Source organism: Prauserella muralis, from assembly GCF_003202285.1.
Taxonomy (GTDB): domain Bacteria; phylum Actinomycetota; class Actinomycetes; order Mycobacteriales; family Pseudonocardiaceae; genus Prauserella_B; species Prauserella_B muralis.
This window is the reverse complement of sequence record NZ_MASW01000001.1, coordinates 21,782-41,586: the sequence shown is the minus strand read 5'-3', so window position 1 is coordinate 41,586 and position 19,805 is coordinate 21,782. Positions and strand designations below refer to the sequence as shown.

Here is a 19,805-nt window from a genome sequence, read left to right as displayed (position 1 = left end):
GTGCTCGATGCCCCCGGCGGTGGCCGTGGCGGCGCAGCTTGGTTTGCTTGACCGGTGAGCACCGACGCACGAATCGCAGCGCGGCTCGCCGAGGAAGCGGGACAGCTCCTGCTCCGGGTGCGTGCCGGCGCGAGCGACGACGACCCGAAAGCGCTCGGCAAGCGGGGCGACGCGGAGTCCAACGCGCTGCTGCTGGAGCGGCTCGCGGCCGAGCGGCCCGGCGACGCCGTGCTGTCCGAGGAGTCCGCGGACGACCCGGCGCGGCTCGGCGCCGAGCGGGTGTGGATCATCGACCCGCTCGACGGCACCCGGGAGTTCGGCATGCCCGGCCGGGTGGACTGGGCGGTGCACGTGGCGCTGTGGGAGCGCGGTCGCGGCATCACGGCCGCTGCGGTGGCGCAGCCTGCGCTCGACGCGGTCTACGCCAGCGACGATGCCAAGCCCGGCCCGCACCACGGGGGTCGCTCGCGCATCCTCGTCAGCGACAGCCGCCCGCCCGCGTTCGCCGACGGTGTGGCGCGGGCGCTGGATTCCGACCTGGTGCCGATGGGCTCCGCGGGGGCGAAGGCCATGGCGGTCCTGCGCGGGGAGGCCGACGCCTACGTCCACGCGGGCGGGCAGTGGGAGTGGGATTCGGCGGCTCCCGTCGGCGTCGTGCTCGCGGCAGGCCTGCACGCCTCGCGCGTCGACGGCTCCCCCCTGCGATACAACGAAAGCCATCCCTACCTGCCCGACCTGGTGATCTGCCGGCCGGATCTGGCCACCGCGCTGCTGGCCGCCATCGCCGACGCCTCCTGAGGGCCCCGTCACGGCGAGTGCCCCCAAGGCCGGGCGGCCTTGGGGGCACTCGCGGGAGTGTGTGCGAAGCGCTGCCGGATCAGTGACCCTGGACGGCGCAGATGTCCGGAGCGGTGGACTCCGCCTCGGTCGCGCCGCCGGGGGACAGCAGCGGGATGCCGAGGCCGTTCAGTGCGTCGGTGGCCTGCACGCCCAGCACGTTGACCTTGTTGTCGCAGACGCCGACGTTGTTGTCGTTGAGGACGTCGTTGACGTTGACCAGGCCGACCTGACCGCTGCCATCGCCGTGCCCGTCGTCGCCGCCAGTGGTGGCAAACGCCGGCGAGCCGAGCATCATCAGTCCAGCAGCGGCGGTCGCGACGAATGCAGTCTTCTTCAACACCTTTGTGGTTCCCCAATCGACTCGTTTTTCACTTCACGGTCGTGCGAAAAGCGCGACACGGCCGAAGCTACGCGCCTCGAGCCGGTTGTGAAGAGTTGTCAGTCGCGGCCCGCGTTCCCCCGGACCAGTGATGACGCACATCACGATGCCAGGAGGTTTGACACAGGGTGACTCGGTGATCTGCGACGACCATTTCCACTCGTTCACCTGACGTATCACCGTTCGCGGTGCGGAAAATGCTCCGGTGTTCACATTTCGTTTGTTTTCTGCGCATTCGGTGACGGGCGGAGCCCGGAACGAATGGCACGATAGGATGACGCCGAGGCCCCGAAATTGAAGGGAATTCGCAACCGTGGTGACGGATCTGCTCGAGTGGCTGAGAAGCCTGCCGCCCGGGGCCCTGCTGGCCGCCGCGGGCCTGCTCGTCTTCGGCGAGTGCACGGTCGGGCTGGGCTTCATCGCACCGGGCGAGACCGGCCTGTTCATCCTGGGCACCACGGTGACGAGCACGTCGGAGTTCCTGCTCATGTGGGGCGTCACCACCGCCTGCGCGGTGGCGGGCGACTCGGTCGGCTTCGTCATCGGCAGGGTGCTCGGCCCGAAGCTGCGCGAGACCCGGCTGGTCCGCAACCACGCCGCGAACGGCTGGGACCGGTCGATGGACGTGCTGCGCAGGCGGGGCACCTTCGCCGTCCTGATCGGGATCTTCCTTCCGCTGCTGCGCGCGGTCATGCCCGCCGCCGCGGGCGCGTCCCGGCTCGCACTGCGCAAGTTCCTGCCTGCCGTGGCGATCGGCGCGGCCGGATGGTGCGCGCTGCACGTGGCCCTCGGCATGGCGGCGGGCGCCGCCGCCCAGCAGATCGAGCAGGCCGTGGGCGCGGGAAGCTGGATAGTGCTCGGCCTGCTGGTGGCCGTGGTCGCCACCGTGGTGCTGGTCAAGCGAAGGCGGACCCGGCACACGGGCCGGAGCTGACGCCGGCGCGTCGGCGGCCCGACGGCTCGCGTTCGCCGGAGTGTCATCCGGCGCCGACATGCTCGGCGGGACCCGGTGTCCCGATTCGAGTGGAAGGTCCCCGATGCGAACTGCCGTCCTTGCCCGCCGAGCCCTGGCCTGCCTGCTGAGCCTGCCGATCGCCGCCGGACTGGCGGCCGTGCCCGCCGCGGCCGCCGACCCCGCCGGCGTGGAGGTCATCGCGCACCGCGGATCGTCGGGCATCGCCCCCGAGAACACGCGGGCCGCCATCCGCACCGCGATCAAGCAGCGTGCCGACTTCGTCGAGATCGACGTGCAGCGCAGCAAGGACGGGCGGCTCGTGAACTTCCACGACTGCACGCTGGAGCGCACCACGGACGTCGAGCAGCGCTTCCCCGGACGCGCGTCCTACCGGGTCTCGGACTTCACCTGGGCCGAGCTGCGCACGCTCGACGCGGGATCGTGGTTCAACGAGCGGTACGCGGGGGAACCGATCATCACCGTCCGGGAGGTCATCGAGCAGGTGCGTGGCAGGACGGGACTGCTCGCCGAGATCAGCCCGTGCGCCCACTACGACGGGCTCGCCGAGGACCTGGACGCCGAGCTCCGTTCGGTGCCCCGCTACCTGGAGCGTGCCGTCGCGAGTGGCGAGCTGGGCGTGCAGTCGTTCCTGGTCGAGGACGCGCGGCGGTTCGCGCAGCTGCGGCCCGAGGTTCCGGTGGGGCTGCTCGACGCCGACCGGCCCACCGAGGCCGAGCTGGTGGCCCTGGGCACGTGGGCCGACGCCGTCAACCCGCAGCACACGGTCACCGACCGGGCACTGGTCGACCGCATCCACGAGCTGGGCATGGAGATCAACGTGTGGACGGTCAACGAGCCGGGAGCCCTGCGCACGATGGCCGGGCTGGGCGTCGACGGCATCATCACCGACTATCCGCAGTTGCTGACACAGCGCTGACCGGGCGAACGTGCGACCCGGGCCCGCGAGCGCAGAACTCGCGGGCCTGAGTGCAGGACTCGCGGGCCTGAGTGCAGGACTCGCGGGCCTGAGTGCAGGACTCGCGGGCGTCAGCCCTGGACGGCTTCGAGTACCTGCTCGCCGTATCTGGCCAGCTTGTTCTCGCCGACGCCGCTCACCGAGCCCAGCTCCGACAGCGAGCCGGGGCACTCGGTGGCGATCTGGCGCAGCGTCGCGTCGTGGAAGATCACGTACGCGGGCACGCCCTGCTCCTTCGCCGTCGCCGCCCGCCAGGCGCGCAGGCGCTCGAACACGGGCCTGGCGTCGTCGGGCAGCTCGGTGCCCTCGGTACGGCGGGCCTTGGCGGTCCTGGCCCCGGCCTGCTTCTTCGGCTCCCTGCGCAGCAGCACCTTCCGCCCTCGGAAGAGCACCTCGTCGCTGGCCTCGGTGGTGACCAGGGTGCCGTAGTCACCCTCGACGGCCAGCAGCCCCTTCGCCAGCAGCTGGCGCACCACGCCGCGCCACTCGGGCTCGGAGAGATCGTCGCCGACGCCGAACACGCTGAGCGAGTCGTGGTCGTGCTGGATCACCTTGGGCGTCCTGCGGCCCAGCAGGATGTCGATGAGCTGGCCCGCGCCGAACTTCTGCCGCCGCTCGCGCCGCAGCCGCACCACGGTGGAGAGCAGCTTCTGCGCGGCGACCGTGCCGTCCCACGACTCGGGCGGCGACAGGCACGTGTCGCAGTTGCCGCAGGGCTCGCCGCTCTGCCCGAAGTAGGCGAGCAGCTGCACGCGGCGGCAGTCGACCGTCTCGCACAGGGCGAGCATCGCGTCGAGGTGCGCGCCCAGCTTGCGCCGGTGCGCCGCGTCGCCCTCCGAGGAGTCGATGAGCTTGCGCTGCTGCACGACGTCGGCGAGGCCGTACGCCAGCCACGCCGTGGAGGGCAGGCCGTCCCGGCCCGCGCGGCCGGTCTCCTGGTAGTAGCCCTCCACCGACTTGGGCAGGTCGAGGTGCGCGACGAACCGCACGTCCGGCTTGTCGATGCCCATGCCGAAGGCGATGGTGGCCACCACCACGAGCCCCTCCTCGCGCAGGAACCGCGCCTGGTGCTCGGTGCGGGTGCGCGCGTCCAGTCCCGCGTGGTAGGGCAGCGCCTCGATGCCGTTGCGGACCAGGAACTCCGCCGTCTCCTCCACCGAGCGGCGCGAGAGGCAGTAGACGATGCCCGCGTCGCCGTTGTGCTCGGTGCGCAGCAGGTCCAGCAGCTGCTTGCGCGGCTCGTTCTTCGGCACGATCCGGTACTGGATGTTCGGCCGGTCGAAGCTCGCCACGAAGTGCTTGGCGTCCTCGAGCTTCAGCCGCGACGCGATCTCGGCGTGGGTCGCCTTGGTGGCCGTGGCGGTGAGCGCGATGCGCGGCACCTCCGGCCAGCGTTCGTGCAGGCCCGACAGCGCGAGGTAGTCGGGGCGGAAGTCGTGGCCCCACTGCGACACGCAGTGCGCCTCGTCGATGGCGAACAGCGACACCGTGCCCCGGTCGAGCAGCCGCACGGTGGCGTCCACCTTCAGCCGTTCCGGTGCCAGGTACAGCAGGTCGAGCTCGCCCGCGAGGAACTCCGCCTCCACCATGCGCCGTTCGTCCGGGTCCTGTGTCGAGTTGAGGAACCCGGCGCGCACGCCAAGCGCGCGCAGCGCGTCCACCTGGTCCTGCATCAGCGCGATGAGCGGAGAGATCACCACGCCGACGCCGTCGCGGACGAGCGCGGGAATCTGGTAGCAGAGTGACTTGCCACCGCCGGTGGGCATCAGCACGAGTGCGTCGCCACCGGCGGTGACATGGTCGATGATCTCTTGCTGGCCGTCCCGGAACGAGTCGTACCCGAAGACCCGGTTCAGTACCTGCAGCGTCTCGGGGGAGGTCACCGGGCGATCCTAGCGAGCCGGCTCCGGCGCGGTCAGTCCCGAAAGAACCCGGCGATCACGGGCGCGTGGACCTTCGCCTTCACCATGTGGGTCTGTCCGGGCACCGTGCGGTACGTCGCGGTGGGCAGCACGTCCGCGAGTCCCTTGGCGCCGTTGCGGATCCACGCGGGGCTCTTGCCGCCGTCGGCCACGAGGACCGGCGCGGTGATCGAGGTCCACCGGTCGGCGGGCAGCGGCTTTCCGCGCTGGAAGTCCTGCACGAACGCCAGGTCGTAGGGCAGTGTGTGCGCGATGCGCTTGAGCTTGGGCCACACGGGTAGCAGCCGCATCAGCACGATCGCGAACGCGGGCACCTGCACCAGTTTCATGAACAGCGTCACCGCCTCCCCCGGCTTGCCTTCCGCGAGCGCCGTGTCCACCTGCTCGTCGAAGTCGTCGGGCGTCGGCGTGCGCGTGTCGTCGACGATGAACGGTGGCTCGTAGAGGGCGAGCTTGCGCACGGGCAGGCCGTGGTTGGCGGCCTCCAGCGCGAGCACGGCACCGGAGGAGGCGCCGAACACGGACGCCGAGCCGCCTGCCTCCTTGATGAGCGCGTCGAGGTCCTCGATCTCCCGCTCGATGGAGTACGGTCCGGTGTCGCCGCTGTCGCCCCGGCCCCTGCGGTCGTAGGTGTAGACGGTGAACTCGCTCGCGAGTTCCCTGGCCACGGCCGGCATCGGGCCCTGGCCCCGGTAGCACATGGCGCCGTCGACGAGGACCACCGCCGGGCCCTGCCCGATGCGGTCGTAGGCGATTCTGGTGCCGTCTGCGGAGGTCACGGTGTTCATCGGGAGTCCCTTCCGGAGAGTGTGTCGATGAGCCACGCCTGCCAGGCGCGCTCCGCGGTCGTGGTGTCCACAGTGGAAAAGAGGTGGTGTCCTGCCACCATCGGGCCGTGGAAGCCCTGCAGGAAGCGGTACATGCCCCCGGGTGCCACGATGCCCAGGGTCTGGGAGTTCACGGAGTAGACGTGGCCCTCGATGTGCTCGCCGTCCACAGTGAACCGAGCGGTGTCGCCCACCGCCGGGTCGTCGCCGAGGCCGACCGCGCGCCGCAGCGCCGTCCAGGCCGAGGTCCAGTCGGCGACCGGCGGCCCGAAGGCGGTGACGGGAGTGGCCGTGCGGCCCGCGAAGTGGCTGAGGTAGGTGGCGAGGGTGTGGAAGAACAGTGCGTTGCCCTTAGTCATGGCCTCGAACTCGTCGGCCCAGTCGTCGCCGGGGATGAAGCCGCTCGTCGCCAGGCGCAGGGCGGTGCTGCCGCCCGCCCTGCCCTCGATGAGGAACTCGAAGGCGACGAACCGCCCGTCCGGGGCTTCGGGCGAGCCGTAGGCGAGGCGCCTGCCTGGCTCCCAGGCGGTGACGGCGAACGACGGCGTGTACCCGCCGAAGAACGTGCGCACCGTCCCGCCCTGCCCGGGCTCGACCTCGTTGCGCCCCATGAACCACGAGTCGATGCCCGGGCCCGTGGCGATCGCGTCCCACACCTGCTCGGGGGTCGCGGCAACCTCGACCTCGTCCCGGCTTTCGAATGAGTGGCCCATCTGCGTCCTCTCCTTCAGCTGCTGACGGAACCCACTCTGCTACCGACAACTTTTTTTGTCAAGACTCGATCGGTTGTCGGTCGAACGATGTGCTGCACGCGGCTTGAAACGCTTCAGACTGTCGGTGCTTTCTGTCGGCTATCGGAGCTTGACAGTGGGCGGTCGAGGACGCAGGCTACTGGAAAGCGCGAGTTTGAAACGATTTATCGAGCTCGAGCCAGGGAGAGCGGCGTGGTGATTGCCAAAGAGGGCGTGGCGCTGAGCGAGGACGACATCGTCCTCCTCCGGATGCTGGCCAGCGGCCTGCCGATCGAGGCGATCGCCCGCCGGCTGGGGCTGTCCGAGCGGACCGTGCGCAGGCGGATGCGCGCCGTCTGCGACCAGCTCGGATTCCGGACCCCCATCGAAGCCGTCGTCTGGGCGGCCCGGCAGGGCCTGGTGTGACGCGAAAACGGCGGCACCGCACGGTTCGGCGGCTGTTACCGTCCGGTCATGAGGGTCTTCGTCACCGGCGGCACCGGGGCTATCGGCCGCCACGTCGTGCCGGAACTGCTCCGGCGGGGCCACGACGTGACCGCGCTGGCCCGCACCCCGGACAAGGCCGCCGCGCTGCGGGAGCAGGGCGCGGAGCCGGTCTCGGTGTCCCTGTTCGACCGCGAGGGGCTCACCGAGGCCTTCGCGGGCCACGATGCCGTGGTGAACCTGGCGTCGTCGTTGCCGTCCATGGTGAGGTTCCTCAGTCGCCGGGCCTGGGAGCCGAACAACCGGATCCGGCATGAGGGCTCGGCGACCGTCGTCGACGCCGCGCTGGCCGCCGGAGTGGGCCGGGTCGTGCAGGAATCGGTCAGCATGCTGTACCGGGACGGCGGCGCGGAGTGGGTGGACGAGGACTCGCCGGTCGACCGGTACCCGGCCGCGGTGGGCAACCACGCGGCCGAGGCGAGTGCCCGCCGGTTCACCGAAGCCGGCGGCACCGGCGTCGTCCTGCGGTTCGGCTGGTTCCTCGGACCGGGCGCCGCGCACAGCGAGCAACTGCTGGCGCTGGCGAGGCGGCACGTGGCCGCGAGCATCGGCCCGCCGCACACGTTCGTCTCCTCGATCCACGTCGCGGACGGGGCCACGGCGGTGGCCGCCGTGCTTGAGGCACCCGCGGGCACGTACAACGTCGTGGACGACGAACCGCTCACCAAGCGCGAGTACGCCGACGCACTGGCCCGGGCGGCGGGCGCGACGCCGTGGCTGCGGCCACCGGGCAGGGCGGCGCTGCTGCTCGGCGACCGGCTGACGTCGCTGACCCGGTCGCTGCGGGTCAGCAACGCCCGGCTGCGCTCGGCCACCGGCTGGCGGCCGAGCCATCCGAGCGCACGGGAGGGCCTGCTCGCCACGGCGCGCACGCTGTGGGCGGGTTAGCGAGGTGGCCAGACTGACCGTCGCGACGTGGCGGCGGCGAGCCGAAGGTGACCTTGGGTACGTGGTGTGTACCCAAGGTCACCTTCGGCTCGCTGGCCATCGTGCGGCCATGGCCGGCGAGGCACTCCCGCTGAGCGCTACCGGCGTTCGAGCCGGGCGAGCGCACCCGACTCCAGCGCCACCCACAGCGCGCCGTCCGGCCCGACGGCGATGCCGTGCGGCTCCGAGGAGGTGGCGGGCAGGCCGTACTCCTCGATGCGGCCGTCGGCGGTGACGCTGCCGACGCGGTTGGCGCCCCACTCGGTGAACCACACGGTGCCGTCCGGGGTGGTCACGAGGGCGTGCGGCCGGGAGGCACGGTCCGGCAGCGGGTACTCGGTGACCTCACCGTCCGGTGTGGACCGTCCGAGCTTGCCCGCGAGTATCTCGGCGAACCACACGGCGTCGCCGGGGCCGTGGGTGATGCCGACCGGGCCCGCCGACTCGGTGGGCAGCGGGTACAGGGTCACGTCGCCGTCGAGGGTGATGCGGCCGAGGGCGTTGCCCTGGTTCAGCGTGAACCACAGCGCCTCGCCGGGGCCCGCGGTGATCATGGCGGGGAACCCGCCCTCGCCGGGCAGCGGGAACTCGGTGACCTCGCCGCTGGTGGTGATGCGGCCGACGCGACCCGCGTTCATCTCCGTGAACCACAGCGCGCCGTCCGGACCGGGGGTGATCCCGAACGGCCCGGAGCCCTCGGCGGGCAGCGCGAACGCGCTCACCTCGCCACCGGTGGTGATCCGGCCGATGCGGCCCGCCTGCGTCTCGGTGAACCAGAGCGCGCCGTCCGGCCCCTCGACGATCACCGATGGCTGGCTGCCGGCCGGTTCGAGCTGGTAGCTGGTGTGCTCGCCGGTGGGGCTCATCCGCCCGACGCGGCCGCTGCGCGCCTGGGTGAACCACAGGGCGCCGTCCGGGCCCGTGGTGATGCCGTAGGGATCGGCGCCCTCGCCGCCGACGGGGTGCTCCGTGATCAACATGTCCGCCACGGTCTCACCCTAGGAATCGGGGCAACCGGATTTGCCGCGCCGGGGCCGGGCTAGCTTGGCCCACCGTGACCACGGGGAAGGATCGGCAGGGCCTGCCGCTGTCCGGTGTGCTGGTGGCCGACTTCGGCCGCGTGCTCGCCGCGCCGTACGCGACGATGCTGTTCGGAGACCTCGGTGCCGACGTCGTCAAGATCGAGGATCCAGCCACGGGCGACGACACCCGGGCGTGGGGGCCGCCGTTCGCCGGCGGCGAGGCGACGTACTTCCTCTCGGTGAACCGGAACAAGCGCTCCTACGCGGCCGACCTGCGCGACGAGCGCACCCGCGAGCGCGTGCGGGAACTCGTGCGCCGCGCCGACGTGCTGGTGGAGAACTTCCGGCCGGGCACCATGGCCCGCCACGGGCTGGCCTACGAGGACGTGCGCGCGCTCAACCCGCGGATCGTGTACTGCTCGGTGACCGGGTTCGGCGCGGGCAAGGGCGCGGCCCTGCCCGGCTACGACCTGCTGGTGCAGGCGGTCGGCGGCCTGATGAGCGTCACCGGTCCCGAGCCCGGCACGCCGGTGAAGGCGGGGGTGGCGCTGGTGGACGTGCTCACCGGGCTGCACGCCGCCGTCGGCGTGCTCGCGGCCCTGCGCGAGCGCGACGTCACCGGCGAGGGCCAGCACGTCGAGATCAACCTGCTCGCGACGCTGCTGTCGAGCATGGTCAACCAGAGCGCCGGCTACACCATGGCCGGGCAGGTGCCGGGCATCATGGGCAACCGGCACCCCTCGATCGCGCCGTACGAGGTGTTCGGCACGGCCGACCGGCCGCTGGTGGTCGCGGTCGGCAACGACCGGCAGTTCGCCGCGCTGTGCGAGGGCCTCGGCGTGCCGTTCCTGGCGCGCGATGCCCGGTTCGCCACCAACGCCGACCGGGTGGCGCACGTCGGGGAGCTGTCCGCGCTGCTCACCGAGCAACTCGCGCCGCGAACGGCCACCGCGTGGTTCGACATCCTCACCCCGCTCGGCGTGCCGTGCGGGCCGGTCAACGACCTGGCGTCGGCGTTCGAGCTGGCCGAGAGCCTGGGGCTGAACCCCCGGGTGCCGCTCGGGCCCGGCGGCCTGCCGGGCGTCGCGAACCCCATCGGGCTGTCCCGCACGCCCCCGGCCTACGACGCCGCACCGCCCGGCCTTGGCGAGCACACCCGCGAGATCGAGGACTGGCTGGACTCCTGAGCCCCGGCGGGTCAGGCCAGTGCGGCGGGCAGCGCGAACAGCGGAAACCACCCGGGATCGACGAACGACGTGATGCCCGCGATCCGCTCGCCGCGCACGGTGAACACGTTGATCGACCAGGCGGCGTGGGCGCCCGCGGCGTCGTTCCACAGGTAGCAGGCGACGGCGGGCTGGCCGTTGGCGCTCGTGGGCAGGTGCCGCCAGCTGCCGCAGCTGGTGAGCGGAACCTGGACGGCGAAGTCGGTGACCGCCTCGATGCCGCCGTACCAGTGCGGCATCGGGGGCATCGACCACGTGACGTCCTCGGTGAGCAGGGCGACCAGCGCGTCGGCGTCACCCCGCTCGAGCGCGGAGGCGTAGCCGCGCACGATCTCGCGCAGCCGCGTGTCGGGCAGCGTGCGCAGGGCCTGCTGCTGGGAGCGGGCGGGCACCCGGTCGGCGATGCCCTGGCGGGCCCGCTGGAGAGCGCTGTTCACCGACGCCGTGGTGGTGTCCATGATCGCGGCGATCTCGGCGACGGTGAAGCCGAGGACGTCGAAGAGCAGCAGCGACGCGCGCTGGTTGCCGGGCAGGTGCTGGCAGGCCGCGACGAACGCCAGCTCCACGGCCTCGCGCTGCTCGTAACGGGCGTCCGGGCGGTCACCGGGGAGCCCGGTGTCCGGGTACGGGCCCAGCCACGCCACGTCGTCGCGCCGCGCGGTGCCGGGCACCGCGCGCTCGCTGGCGGGCCCGAGGTCCATCGGCAGCGCCCGCCGCCCGCGGTGCTCGACGGCGTCCAGGCAGGTGCGGGTGGCCACCGTGTACAGCCACGAGCGCAGCGAGGCACGGCCCTCGAACCGGGCGAGGCCCCGCCAGGCGCGCAGCAGTGCCTCCTGCAGCGCGTCGTCGGCGTCGTGGGGCGAGCCGAGCATGCGGTAGCAGTGCGCGTGCAGCTCCCGGCGCAGCGGCTCGACGAGCCGGGTGAACGCCGACTCGTCGCCCTTCCGGGCGCGGTCGACGTCCGGGTCGGTGGCCGTGCCCGCGGGGCCGGAAGAAACATCGCTCACAGCCGATGATTCTGCCCCACGAGGGGAGTCACTTCCCGCGAGAACGCACGAATCTGCCCGTTCACCTGGAGGGATCCCATGAACCAGCCGCCGAGCGCCACCGTCACCGCGTCCACCCTGGCCGTCCCCGGAGCCGAGCTGTACTACGAGGTGCGGGGCGAGGGGCCGCTGGTCGTGCTCGTCGCCGCGCCGATGGACGCCACGGCGTTCGCGCCGCTGGCCGACCTGCTCGCCACCGACCACACGGTGCTCACCACCGACCCGCGGGGCATCAACCGCAGCTCCGTGGACGACCGTGACCAGGACGCGACGCCGGAACTGCGCGCCGACGACCTCGCGCGGCTCATCACCCACCTCGACCGGGGTCCCGCGGTGGTGCTCGGCTCCAGCGGGGGCGCGGTGAGCGTGCTGGCGCTCGCGCAGCGGCATCCGGAGACCGTGCACACCGTCATCGCGCACGAGCCGCCGCTGAACGAGCTGCTGGACAACCGCGAGGAACTGCGGGCGAAGGAGGAGGACATCATCGCGACGTACTTCGCGGGCGACGTCCTCGGCGCGACGAAGAAGTTCCTCGCCCTCGCCAGGATCGAGCTGCCGGACGAGGTGGTCGAGCAGATGTTCGGCGGCCAGCGGTCGCCGCAGCAGGTCGCCGACGACGACTTCCAGTACGCGCACATGCTGCGCCCGACGGTGCTGTGGCGGCCCGACATCACCGCGTTGCGGGAGGGGCCGGTGCGGGTTCTCGTCGGCATCGGGGAGGAGTCGGCCGGCCAGCACTGCGAGGACACGTCGAAGGCCCTCGCGGCGCTGCTCGGCATCGAGCCGACGATGTTTCCCGGCGACCACATCGGCTTCGCCGAGAACCCGGACGCCTTCGCCGTTCGCCTGCGCGAGGTGCTGCCGGACTGAGCCGGGCCGGGATCGCCGGCGGCTCAGTGGCCTGCCGGGTCGGCGTCGTGCACGAGCAGGGCGAGCTGGATCCGGTTGGTCAGGTCCAGTTTGGCCAGTGCGCTGGAGATGTGCGCCTTGACCGTGCCGACGGACAGGTAGAGGCGCTCGGCGATCGCGGCGTTGGACAGCCCCTCGGCCACGGCGACGGCCACCTCGCGCTCCCGCTCGCCCAGCAGGGCCAGGCGCCGCCGCGCGCGTTCGGTGCGCTCGTCGGCGCCGGTCGCGGCGACGCGGTCGATCAGCGTCCGCAGCACCGACGGCGACACCACCGGCTCACCGGCCGCGGCGCGCCGTACGGCGTCGACAAGCTGCTCGGGGTCCGTGTGCTTGAGCAGGTAACCGGCCGCACCGGCCCGCAGCGCGTCCACGACCGTGGTGTCGGTGTCGAACGTCGTCAGTACCAGCACGGCGGGACCGCCCTGCTCGTCGCGGGAACGCACCGCCCTTGTCGCGGCGATACCGTCCACATAGGGCATGCGCACGTCCATGAGGACCACGTCGGGAGCGAGCCTGGTCACGGCGTCGGGGACGTCCGCGCCGTCGCCGATCTCGCCGGCCACCTCGATGTCGCCCGCGCCCCGGAACAGCAGTCGCAGCCCGGTGCAGACCAGCGGGTCGTCATCGACGAGCAGCACCCGGACCGGCGTGGTCCTCGGCTCGGTCATGCGGCCATGGTAGCCAGGCGCGCAGCACGAACCGGCCCTGCCTCGGGCCGTGCGTCAGCGTCCCTCCGTCGAGGTTCACCCGCTCGGCCAGCCCGGCCAGCCCCACCCCGGCCCCGGCACCACCGGTCGCGGGCGTGCCCTCGGGCAGCGTGTTGGTGACCTCCACCTCGAGCCCGTCGCCGGGGGCGCCGGCCACGCGGACCGTCACCTCACCGCCGGGCGCGTGCTTGCGGGCGTTGGTCAGCCCCTCCTGCACGAGCCGGTAGGCGGTGCGCTGCACCTGCGGCCGCAATGACCCGGTGCCGGTGGGCAGCGGTGTCTCGAACGTGACCAGCTGGCCCGCCGCCCGCGCCTCCTCGACGAGGCGGGGCAGCTCGCGCAGCCGTGGTTGCGGCGTCAGCGTGTCCTCGGGGTCGCCCGAGCGCAGCACGTTCAGCACGTCGCCGAGCTCGGTGAGGGCCTGGTTGGCGTTGTCCCGCATCACCGACACCGCCTCGCCCATCTCGGCGGGGTCGAGCGCAGGGCCGGTGCCGGTCTCGGCCTGCGCCGTGCGGTACGCGAGCGCGCCCGCGTGCACGGACAGCAGCGAGATGCGGTGGGCCAGCACGTCGTGCATCTCGCGTGCGATGCGCTCGCGCTCGGCGCGCCGCACGTCGGCCAGCCGCAGCTCGTGCTCGCGCCGCTGCCGTTCGGCGTCGCGGTGCAGGCTCACCATGAGCTGCCGCCTGCTGCGGATGGCCACCCCCCACACCAGCGGGGTGAGGAACATCAGCAGGACCACCGCCACCGTGGCCGGCCGCGACATCCCGGGCTCGGGGTTCAGGTACCCGAACGGCACCGAGGCAGCCAGATACGGGGCGGTGGCCAGCGCGGCGACCTGCCAGCGGCGGTGGATCGCGACCGTGAGAATGGCGGCCAGCGTCGCGCCGGTCGCCGTTCCGGAGATCAGCAGCGCGGGCAGCAGCGCCCACACGAGCGCGACGGGAAACCGGCGGCGCCACCACAGCGCCAGGCAGGCGGCCAGCCCGATCCACGGATCCACGTCGAGAAACCACGCGGGCTGCTGATCGGCGTAGGAGGGCGGGTAGCCGCTCCACTCGACCGCCCAGAACGCCAGTGCGCCGGCGAACAGGGCCGCATCGGCCACCCGGTCGCGGGCCGTGTGGCCGGGCCGGACCGCGCCCGGGTCGCGGAACACGGCCAGCTCACCGGGCAGCCAGCGTGCGGAGTGCCCTCTGTCCGGACTCATGTCTCGGCAGCCTATGGGGTGTGCGTCGCCGACGTCGCCTGCCGATCGGCCGGGAGACGTGGCCACCCGGCCAGGTCCGCTGGCCGGGTGACGGATGTGCCGGGCCGCCTCGCCCGGCGAGGCTCACCGCATGGTCGACGGTGAGGGGAGCAGCCTGATGACGTCAGCGGGGAAGCCGGGCCGGGAGGTGACCGTGATCGCGCCGAGCCCGGTGCTGCGCGTCGTGTACTGGACGGGGTTCCCGCTCGCGGGCGCCGGAGTGGGCTGGCTGCTCACGTGGCTTGCGAGCTGGGCGGCGACGCTGGAGTGGGTGCCGTTCCAGGGACCGCTGCGCCTGCTCGACTCCCTGGCCGACCCGCTCGCGCTCGCCGGTGCCCTCCTGCTGGGCGGCGGCGCCGGGCTGGTGGTGGCCTACCTCGGGGACCGGGAACTGCTGGCGGTGACCGTGAGCGGGCAGGAGGCCGTGCTCGGGGCGGGGGCCTCGGCCCGGCGCGTGTCCCGTGGCGAGGCGAGCGCGGTGTTCTTCGACGGCAAGGATCTCGTGGTGCTGGACCGGTCGACGGCCGAGCTCGCCCGGGTGAAGGGCGACCTGGGGCGCCGCGAGCGGGCGAAGGTGGCGGACGCGTTCCGCGCGCACGGCTGGCCGTGGCACGCCGAGGGCGACCCGCACCGGCCTGCCTACCGGCGCTGGGTGGAGGACATGCCGGAGCTCTCGGCGAGCGCGCATGCGCTGTTCCGGGCGCGGCAGCGGGCACTCGAACGCCGGGACGCCGACGACGCCGCGCAGCTGCGAGCCGAGCTCGGCAGGCTCGACCTCGTGGTCACCGACGAAGGGCAGCGGCAGTTCTGGCGGCGGGCGGACGGCGGGCGGTGAGACTTCTCCGCCGGAGGTGTCGATTTCAGCGGTCGCGGTTCGACGTACCGGTGACGGCATCACACAGCCGTACCGGGAGGAGACGACGATGTCCGAGCAGATCACCGCAACCGTGCAGGCCCTGCCCGCCGCCGTCCACCCGGACTACGCCGACGTGCGCGATCGCAGGCTGGCCGAGACACTGACCGCCGAGGACGCCGCCGAGCTGACCGGTTTCGACCCGCTGGAGCGGCTGACCTGCCGCACGCACCGGCGTTGGGTGCACGAGTGCATCTCCAGCAGGCTGCACGTCTTCGCGGTGACGGGGCATCGCTGGTGCCGCCGGTGCGCGAGCGAGGCGAGTGTCGCCGTCGACGAGCTGACCTGGCAGGTGCGGGTGAGTTGTCAGCGGTGCGGTCAGGCCCCCGAGGGCGCGGCTACCCGGCAGATCGTGCGCACCTGCCGGGCGAGCATGGCCGCCGCACGGGGCTGTGCCGCCTGAGTCGGCGGGCCGGCCGCGGTGGCGTTGATGACGAGATCGTGATCGGAGATTCCGCCCATCGGCACGTGCCGAGTGGACAGAGCCGTTACCCTGGTGCGTCGTTCGACGTCGAGGCGGGGGAAGCACCTGATGCAGCAGTACGAGTACGAGGTGAGCGCGGAGCTGAGCACCGGCGCTCTGATCGCGATCATCGTGGTCAGCCTGGCCATCACGGTGTTCATGATCGCCGCGATGTGGCGGCTGTTCACCAAGGCGGGGCAGCCGGGCTGGGCGGCGATCGTGCCCATCTACAACACGATCGTGCTGCTGCGCATCGTCGGCAGGCCATGGTGGTGGTTGCTGCTGATGCTCATCCCGCTGGTCAACTTCATCATCCTGATCATCGTCTACATCGACCTGGCGAGGTCTTTCGGCAAGGGCACCGGCTTCGGTGTGCTGATGGTCTTCTTTTCCTACGTCTGCATTCCGATTCTCGCCTTCGGCAGTGCCCGTTACGTCGGCCCCGCGGGCGGTGACGGCGGCGGCCAGCCCCGTGTTCCCGAGCCGCCCTACCCGCCGCAGCAGTACCCCGGTGGGCCCTACCAGCAGCAGTACCCGGGTCAGCCGTATCCGGGACAGCCATACCCCCAGGGTCAGCAGTACCCACAGGGACAGTATCCGCAGGGGCAGTATCCGCAGGGCCAGCAGTATCCGGGCCAGGGTTACCCGCCGCCGCAGTACCCGGGCCAGCAGCCGTACCCCGGCCAGCCGCAGCCGGGGCAGTATCCCGGTCAGCAGTATCCGGGACAGCAGAACACCGGCCAGTGAGCCTATGAGATCGGTCCGTCCGAAAACGACGGATGATCGGAGCCCCGGAACCGACGCCGCGCTTGCGGCTTCGACGCCTGCCCAGGCTGTGGACCCGTCAGGATGGTCGCCGAGCGGTTACCTTTGCGCCTGCGGGCCCGTCATCTGCATGACGGAGTTCGCGCAGGGAAGGTAACGACATGACCGGATCGGGTATGCACGAAACGCTGGCGGGGGCGTTCGAACAGCAGCGCGGGCGCCTGGTGGCGGTCGCCTTCCGGATGCTTGGGTCGCGCGCGGACGCCGAGGACGCGGTGCAGGAGGCGTGGATCCGGTTGGCGCGGCAGGACGCGGCCGAGATCGACAACCTGGCCGGCTGGCTGACCACCGTGGTGGGCCGGGTCTGTATCGACGTGCTTCGCTCCCGCAAGGCCCGGCCCGAGCTGTCGTATGAGGACCGGCTGCCCGAGCTGGTGGTGGCCGTGGACGACGGGGCGGCACCCGAGGACGACGCGATGCTCGCCGAGTCGGTCAGTATGGCACTGCTGGTGGTCCTCGAGACGCTCACACCCATCGAACGGATGGCGTTCGTGCTGCATGACATGTTCGCCGTGCCGTTCGCCGAGATCGGCGAGATCATCGGCCGGTCCGCCAGTGCGTCCAAGATGCTCGCCAGCCGGGCCCGCCGGAAGGTGCGGGGCGCGTCGCTGCCGTCCGAGCAGCGGCGGCACCAGCGCGCCGTGGTCGACACCTTTCTCGCCGCGGCGCGCGAGGGGGACTTCGAAGGGCTCCTGCGGCTGCTCGATCCGGACGTGACCTGGCGGACGCTGCACCCGCAGGGCGTGCTGACCACGGTCGGGGCGGCCGAGGTGGCCGAGGCGGTCGTGCGCGGTATGAAGGCGATGACCTCGTCGCTGGCGGTCCTGGTCAACGGTGAGCCCGGTTTCGTGGCCTGGGGTGCGAACGGCAAGGTGCTCGGCGTGGCGGCGTGCACCGTGATCGACGGCCGGATCGTCGAACTGTTCACCGTGAGCGACCGTAAGCGCCTCGACGCCATGGGCCTGCCCGCCCGACCCGAGTAGTGCACATCGCGCACAGGAGTCGTTACCTCTTGCCGGAGTACTTCGTCGTAGCGGTGCAAGCAACCGAAGGCGAAGGAGACCCAGGATGGAACAACGGATCAACCCCATGGCCAACGAGCTCGGAGCCACGGTCGCCAAGTACGTCATCTCGGCGAACAAGGTCATCACCGACTCCGCGCTGCCGAACACCGTGCAGGAGCTGGTGAACATCCGCGCCAGCCAGATCAACGGCTGCGGCGGCTGCCTCGACATGCACACCAAGGACCTCGCGGCCGCCGGTGAGAGCACGGTGCGGATCAACCTGGTCGGCGCGTGGCGGGAGACGACGGTCTACACCGAGGCCGAGCGGGCAGCACTGGAACTCACCGAGCAGGGCACCCGCCTCGCCGACTCCAGCGGCGTCACCGACCAGGCGTGGGCCAACGCGGCCAAGCACTTCGACGAAGACCAGCTCATGGCCCTGGTCGCCCAGATCTGCCTGATCAACGCCTTCAACCGGCTGAACGTGATCACCCGCACGCCCGGCGGCGACTACCAGCCCGGACAGTACGCCTGACCCGGGCATCCACCCCAAGCTGCGGGCGGGCCAAGGACCTGGGTCCGCCCGCGGCCGCCAGCCCCCAGGCAATCTGCGCAGGAGACGACTCATGAACATGGCATTGTGGATCGCCGCAGGCCTGATGGCCGCGGTCTACCTGGTTTCCGGCTTCGGGAAACTGCTCGTCCCAAGGGAGAAGATGGCCGCGATGGGTAACGCCTCGCGCTGGGTCCTCGACTTCCAGCCCGCCACCCTCAAGACCATCGGGACACTCGAGATTTTCGGCGCGGTCGGGCTGATCCTGCCCGCCCTGCTCGACGTCGCGCCGATCCTGGTACCACTGGCGGCCAGTGGCCTGGTGCTGATCATGACCGGTGCCGTGATCGTGAGGGTCCGCCGCGGCGAGACCAAAGCCGCACTGGGCGACGGGGTCTACCTCGCACTGACCGCCTTCGTGGCGATCGGCCGCTTCGCAGTGGAACCCTTCACCGGCTGACCAGCACAACGCCCGGTCGAGGCGCGACGAGAGTGGGCTGGCGGACTCGCCCAGGCGACGCTTCGGCCGAGTCTCAAGGGTGTCCAGGACTGCCGGAGTCGGTCCTGTGGAACCCGGCGGGGACGAGCCGGACCGCGGCGCCGACCTGACCGAATCGGCGCCGCGGGTGGTGTCAGCGCAGCTTGCCGAAGAACTCCCGGACGTCGTTCACGAGCAGATCGGGGGCTTCCATGGCGGCGAAGTGGCCGCCACGGTCGAACTCGGACCAGTGCACGATCGTGTGTTCGCGTTCGAGCGTGCGGCGGATGGACACATCCAGGGGGAACACCGCGACGCCGGTCGGCACGGTGGAACGCTCGCGCGCACTCCAGGCTCCGGCGTGCGCGGTCTCGTAGTAGCTGTTGGCCGAGGAGCCGGCGGTGCCGGTCAGCCAGTACACCATCACGTTGGTGAGCAACTGGTCCCGATCCACCGCCTCCTCGGGCAGTTCCGAGGCCGGATCGGTCCACTCCTTGAACTTCTCGACGATCCAGGCCAACTGCCCCACCGGGGAGTCGTGCAGCCCGTGCGCCAGGGTCTGCGGCCGGCTGATCTGGATCATCGCGTAGCCGGACCCCTCGGTCTTCAGATACGCCAGGTGCTCGAGCCGGGCTCGCTCCGCCGCGGTCAACTCGCCCACCTCGGGTGGGCCGACCTCGGCGAACGCGGAGAGCCCGTTCGCGTGCACGCCGACGACGTTGCCGGGGTTGAGGCGGCCGAGCCCGGGGCCGATGACCGCGCCGGTGTCGCCGCCCTGCACGCCGTAGCGGTCGTAGCCGAGCCGGTGCATCAGCTCGGCGAACGCCCCGGTCGCCCGGTTGATGTCCCAGCCGGCCTCGCGGGTCGGTCCGGAGAAGCCGCTGCCGGGGTTCGACGGGATCACCAGGTGGAACGCATCCGCCGGGTCGCCGCCGTGTGCCCTGGGGTTGGTCAGCGGGCCGATGACGTTCAGGAACTCCACGATCGAACCGGGCCAGCCGTGGATCAGGATCAGCGGCAGCGCGTCCGGCTCGGGCGAGCGCACGTGCAGGAAGTGGATGTTCTGCCCGTCGATCTCGGTGGTGAACTGCGGGTAGGAGTTCAGCTCCCGCTCGTGGACTCGCCAGTCGTAGCCGTCGCGCCAGTACTCGGCCAGACCCTTGAGGTAGCTCACCGGCACCCCGCGGCTCCAGCCCACATCGGGCAGATCCGCGGCCCACCGGGTCCTGGCGAGCCGGTCGCGGAGGTCGTCCAGGTCGGACTGGGGAATGTCGATGGTGAAAGGCCGGATCTCACTGTCGTGTGTCATGCCGACAACGCTAGAAGCCGGTTAGGTCAATTTCGGTCCT

At 71.6% G+C, this 19,805-nt stretch carries 22 protein-coding genes; 13 read left to right on the top strand and 9 right to left on the bottom strand.

What is annotated here, in order from left to right:
* Positions 1-54 precede the first annotated feature (54 nt).
* Complete coding sequence (locus BAY60_RS00970; RefSeq protein ID WP_112278928.1) at positions 55-798, top strand: 3'(2'),5'-bisphosphate nucleotidase CysQ; 744 nt, start codon at positions 55-57, stop codon at positions 796-798.
* A 79-nt stretch (positions 799-877) separates the two neighbouring features.
* Here BAY60_RS00970 and BAY60_RS00965 read toward each other — a convergent pair whose 3' ends face one another.
* Complete coding sequence (locus BAY60_RS00965) at positions 878-1,180, bottom strand: hypothetical protein (protein WP_112278927.1); 303 nt, start codon at positions 1,178-1,180, stop codon at positions 878-880.
* 355 nt (positions 1,181-1,535) lie between these two features.
* Between BAY60_RS00965 and BAY60_RS00960 the strand changes: the two genes are divergently transcribed.
* A complete protein-coding gene (locus BAY60_RS00960; protein WP_342769738.1) occupies positions 1,536-2,153 on the top strand; it encodes a DedA family protein in 618 nt (205 codons plus the stop codon).
* A 103-nt stretch (positions 2,154-2,256) separates the two neighbouring features.
* On the top strand, positions 2,257-3,111 hold the full coding sequence (locus BAY60_RS00955) for a glycerophosphodiester phosphodiesterase (RefSeq protein ID WP_112278925.1): 855 nt from the start codon (positions 2,257-2,259) through the stop codon (positions 3,109-3,111).
* Positions 3,112-3,221: 110 nt separating this feature from the next.
* On the opposite strand, the gene recQ is transcribed toward BAY60_RS00955, so the two are convergent.
* From recQ to BAY60_RS00940, 3 genes are read right to left on the bottom strand one after another with little or no spacing between them, the layout of a single operon-like run.
* On the bottom strand, positions 3,222-5,033 hold the full coding sequence (gene recQ / locus BAY60_RS00950; RefSeq protein WP_112278924.1) for a DNA helicase RecQ: 1,812 nt from the start codon (positions 5,031-5,033) through the stop codon (positions 3,222-3,224).
* Positions 5,034-5,065: 32 nt separating this feature from the next.
* On the bottom strand, positions 5,066-5,860 hold the full coding sequence (locus BAY60_RS00945) for an alpha/beta fold hydrolase (RefSeq protein WP_112278923.1): 795 nt from the start codon (positions 5,858-5,860) through the stop codon (positions 5,066-5,068).
* Positions 5,857-6,612 carry an SRPBCC family protein gene (locus BAY60_RS00940; protein ID WP_112278922.1) on the bottom strand — a complete coding sequence of 252 codons (756 nt, stop codon included), beginning with the start codon at positions 6,610-6,612 and terminating at the stop codon, positions 5,857-5,859. Before BAY60_RS00940 ends, BAY60_RS00945 begins: the two co-directional genes overlap by 4 nt.
* A 234-nt stretch (positions 6,613-6,846) precedes the next feature.
* On the opposite strand from BAY60_RS00940, the gene BAY60_RS37765 reads away from it, so the two are divergent.
* Positions 6,847-7,056 carry a LuxR C-terminal-related transcriptional regulator gene (locus BAY60_RS37765; protein WP_281272711.1) on the top strand — a complete coding sequence of 70 codons (210 nt, stop codon included), beginning with the start codon at positions 6,847-6,849 and terminating at the stop codon, positions 7,054-7,056.
* A 48-nt stretch (positions 7,057-7,104) separates the two neighbouring features.
* Entirely contained in the window at positions 7,105-8,022 is a 918-nt protein-coding gene (locus tag BAY60_RS00930) for an NAD-dependent epimerase/dehydratase family protein (protein ID WP_112278920.1), read from the top strand.
* A gap of 137 nt (positions 8,023-8,159) precedes the next feature.
* On the opposite strand, the gene BAY60_RS00925 is transcribed toward BAY60_RS00930, so the two are convergent.
* Positions 8,160-9,041 carry a Vgb family protein gene (locus BAY60_RS00925; RefSeq protein WP_112278919.1) on the bottom strand — a complete coding sequence of 294 codons (882 nt, stop codon included), beginning with the start codon at positions 9,039-9,041 and terminating at the stop codon, positions 8,160-8,162.
* A 74-nt stretch (positions 9,042-9,115) separates the two neighbouring features.
* Between BAY60_RS00925 and BAY60_RS00920 the strand changes: the two genes are divergently transcribed.
* Positions 9,116-10,270, top strand: a complete 1,155-nt coding sequence (locus BAY60_RS00920) for a CaiB/BaiF CoA transferase family protein (RefSeq protein ID WP_245992247.1) — start codon at positions 9,116-9,118, stop codon at positions 10,268-10,270.
* A gap of 11 nt (positions 10,271-10,281) precedes the next feature.
* On the opposite strand, the gene BAY60_RS00915 is transcribed toward BAY60_RS00920, so the two are convergent.
* A complete protein-coding gene (locus BAY60_RS00915; protein WP_112278918.1) occupies positions 10,282-11,316 on the bottom strand; it encodes a sigma-70 family RNA polymerase sigma factor in 1,035 nt (344 codons plus the stop codon).
* Between the two features lie 78 nt (positions 11,317-11,394).
* Between BAY60_RS00915 and BAY60_RS00910 the strand changes: the two genes are divergently transcribed.
* Complete coding sequence (locus tag BAY60_RS00910; RefSeq protein ID WP_112278917.1) at positions 11,395-12,225, top strand: alpha/beta fold hydrolase; 831 nt, start codon at positions 11,395-11,397, stop codon at positions 12,223-12,225.
* Between the two features lie 23 nt (positions 12,226-12,248).
* On the opposite strand, the gene BAY60_RS00905 is transcribed toward BAY60_RS00910, so the two are convergent.
* Positions 12,249-12,932 (bottom strand): response regulator, encoded by a 684-nt coding sequence (locus BAY60_RS00905; protein ID WP_112278916.1) that lies wholly within the window; start codon positions 12,930-12,932, stop codon positions 12,249-12,251.
* On the bottom strand, positions 12,886-14,181 hold the full coding sequence (locus BAY60_RS00900; RefSeq protein ID WP_112278915.1) for a sensor histidine kinase: 1,296 nt from the start codon (positions 14,179-14,181) through the stop codon (positions 12,886-12,888). Before BAY60_RS00900 ends, BAY60_RS00905 begins: the two co-directional genes overlap by 47 nt.
* Positions 14,182-14,338: 157 nt before the next feature.
* Between BAY60_RS00900 and BAY60_RS00895 the strand changes: the two genes are divergently transcribed.
* The 6 genes from BAY60_RS00895 (at position 14,339) to BAY60_RS00870 (ending at position 18,438) form a co-directional block, all read left to right on the top strand.
* A complete protein-coding gene (locus tag BAY60_RS00895; protein ID WP_211330156.1) occupies positions 14,339-15,055 on the top strand; it encodes a YqeB family protein in 717 nt (238 codons plus the stop codon).
* 88 nt (positions 15,056-15,143) lie between these two features.
* Positions 15,144-15,536 carry a hypothetical protein gene (locus tag BAY60_RS00890; RefSeq protein ID WP_112278914.1) on the top strand — a complete coding sequence of 131 codons (393 nt, stop codon included), beginning with the start codon at positions 15,144-15,146 and terminating at the stop codon, positions 15,534-15,536.
* A 129-nt stretch (positions 15,537-15,665) separates the two neighbouring features.
* The gene (locus BAY60_RS37495; protein WP_211330155.1) at positions 15,666-16,343 is read left to right on the top strand and encodes a DUF5684 domain-containing protein; all 678 of its coding nucleotides are present in this window, start codon (positions 15,666-15,668) and stop codon (positions 16,341-16,343) included.
* Between the two features lie 179 nt (positions 16,344-16,522).
* A complete protein-coding gene (locus BAY60_RS00880; protein WP_112278913.1) occupies positions 16,523-17,404 on the top strand; it encodes a sigma-70 family RNA polymerase sigma factor in 882 nt (293 codons plus the stop codon).
* Positions 17,405-17,489: 85 nt separating this feature from the next.
* Positions 17,490-17,960 carry a carboxymuconolactone decarboxylase family protein gene (locus BAY60_RS00875; RefSeq protein WP_112278912.1) on the top strand — a complete coding sequence of 157 codons (471 nt, stop codon included), beginning with the start codon at positions 17,490-17,492 and terminating at the stop codon, positions 17,958-17,960.
* A gap of 91 nt (positions 17,961-18,051) precedes the next feature.
* Positions 18,052-18,438 carry a DoxX family protein gene (locus BAY60_RS00870; protein WP_112278911.1) on the top strand — a complete coding sequence of 129 codons (387 nt, stop codon included), beginning with the start codon at positions 18,052-18,054 and terminating at the stop codon, positions 18,436-18,438.
* A gap of 172 nt (positions 18,439-18,610) precedes the next feature.
* Here the strand turns inward: BAY60_RS00870 and BAY60_RS00865 are convergent, their stop codons facing one another.
* On the bottom strand, positions 18,611-19,765 hold the full coding sequence (locus BAY60_RS00865; protein ID WP_112278910.1) for an epoxide hydrolase family protein: 1,155 nt from the start codon (positions 19,763-19,765) through the stop codon (positions 18,611-18,613).
* Positions 19,766-19,805: the final 40 nt, after the last annotated feature.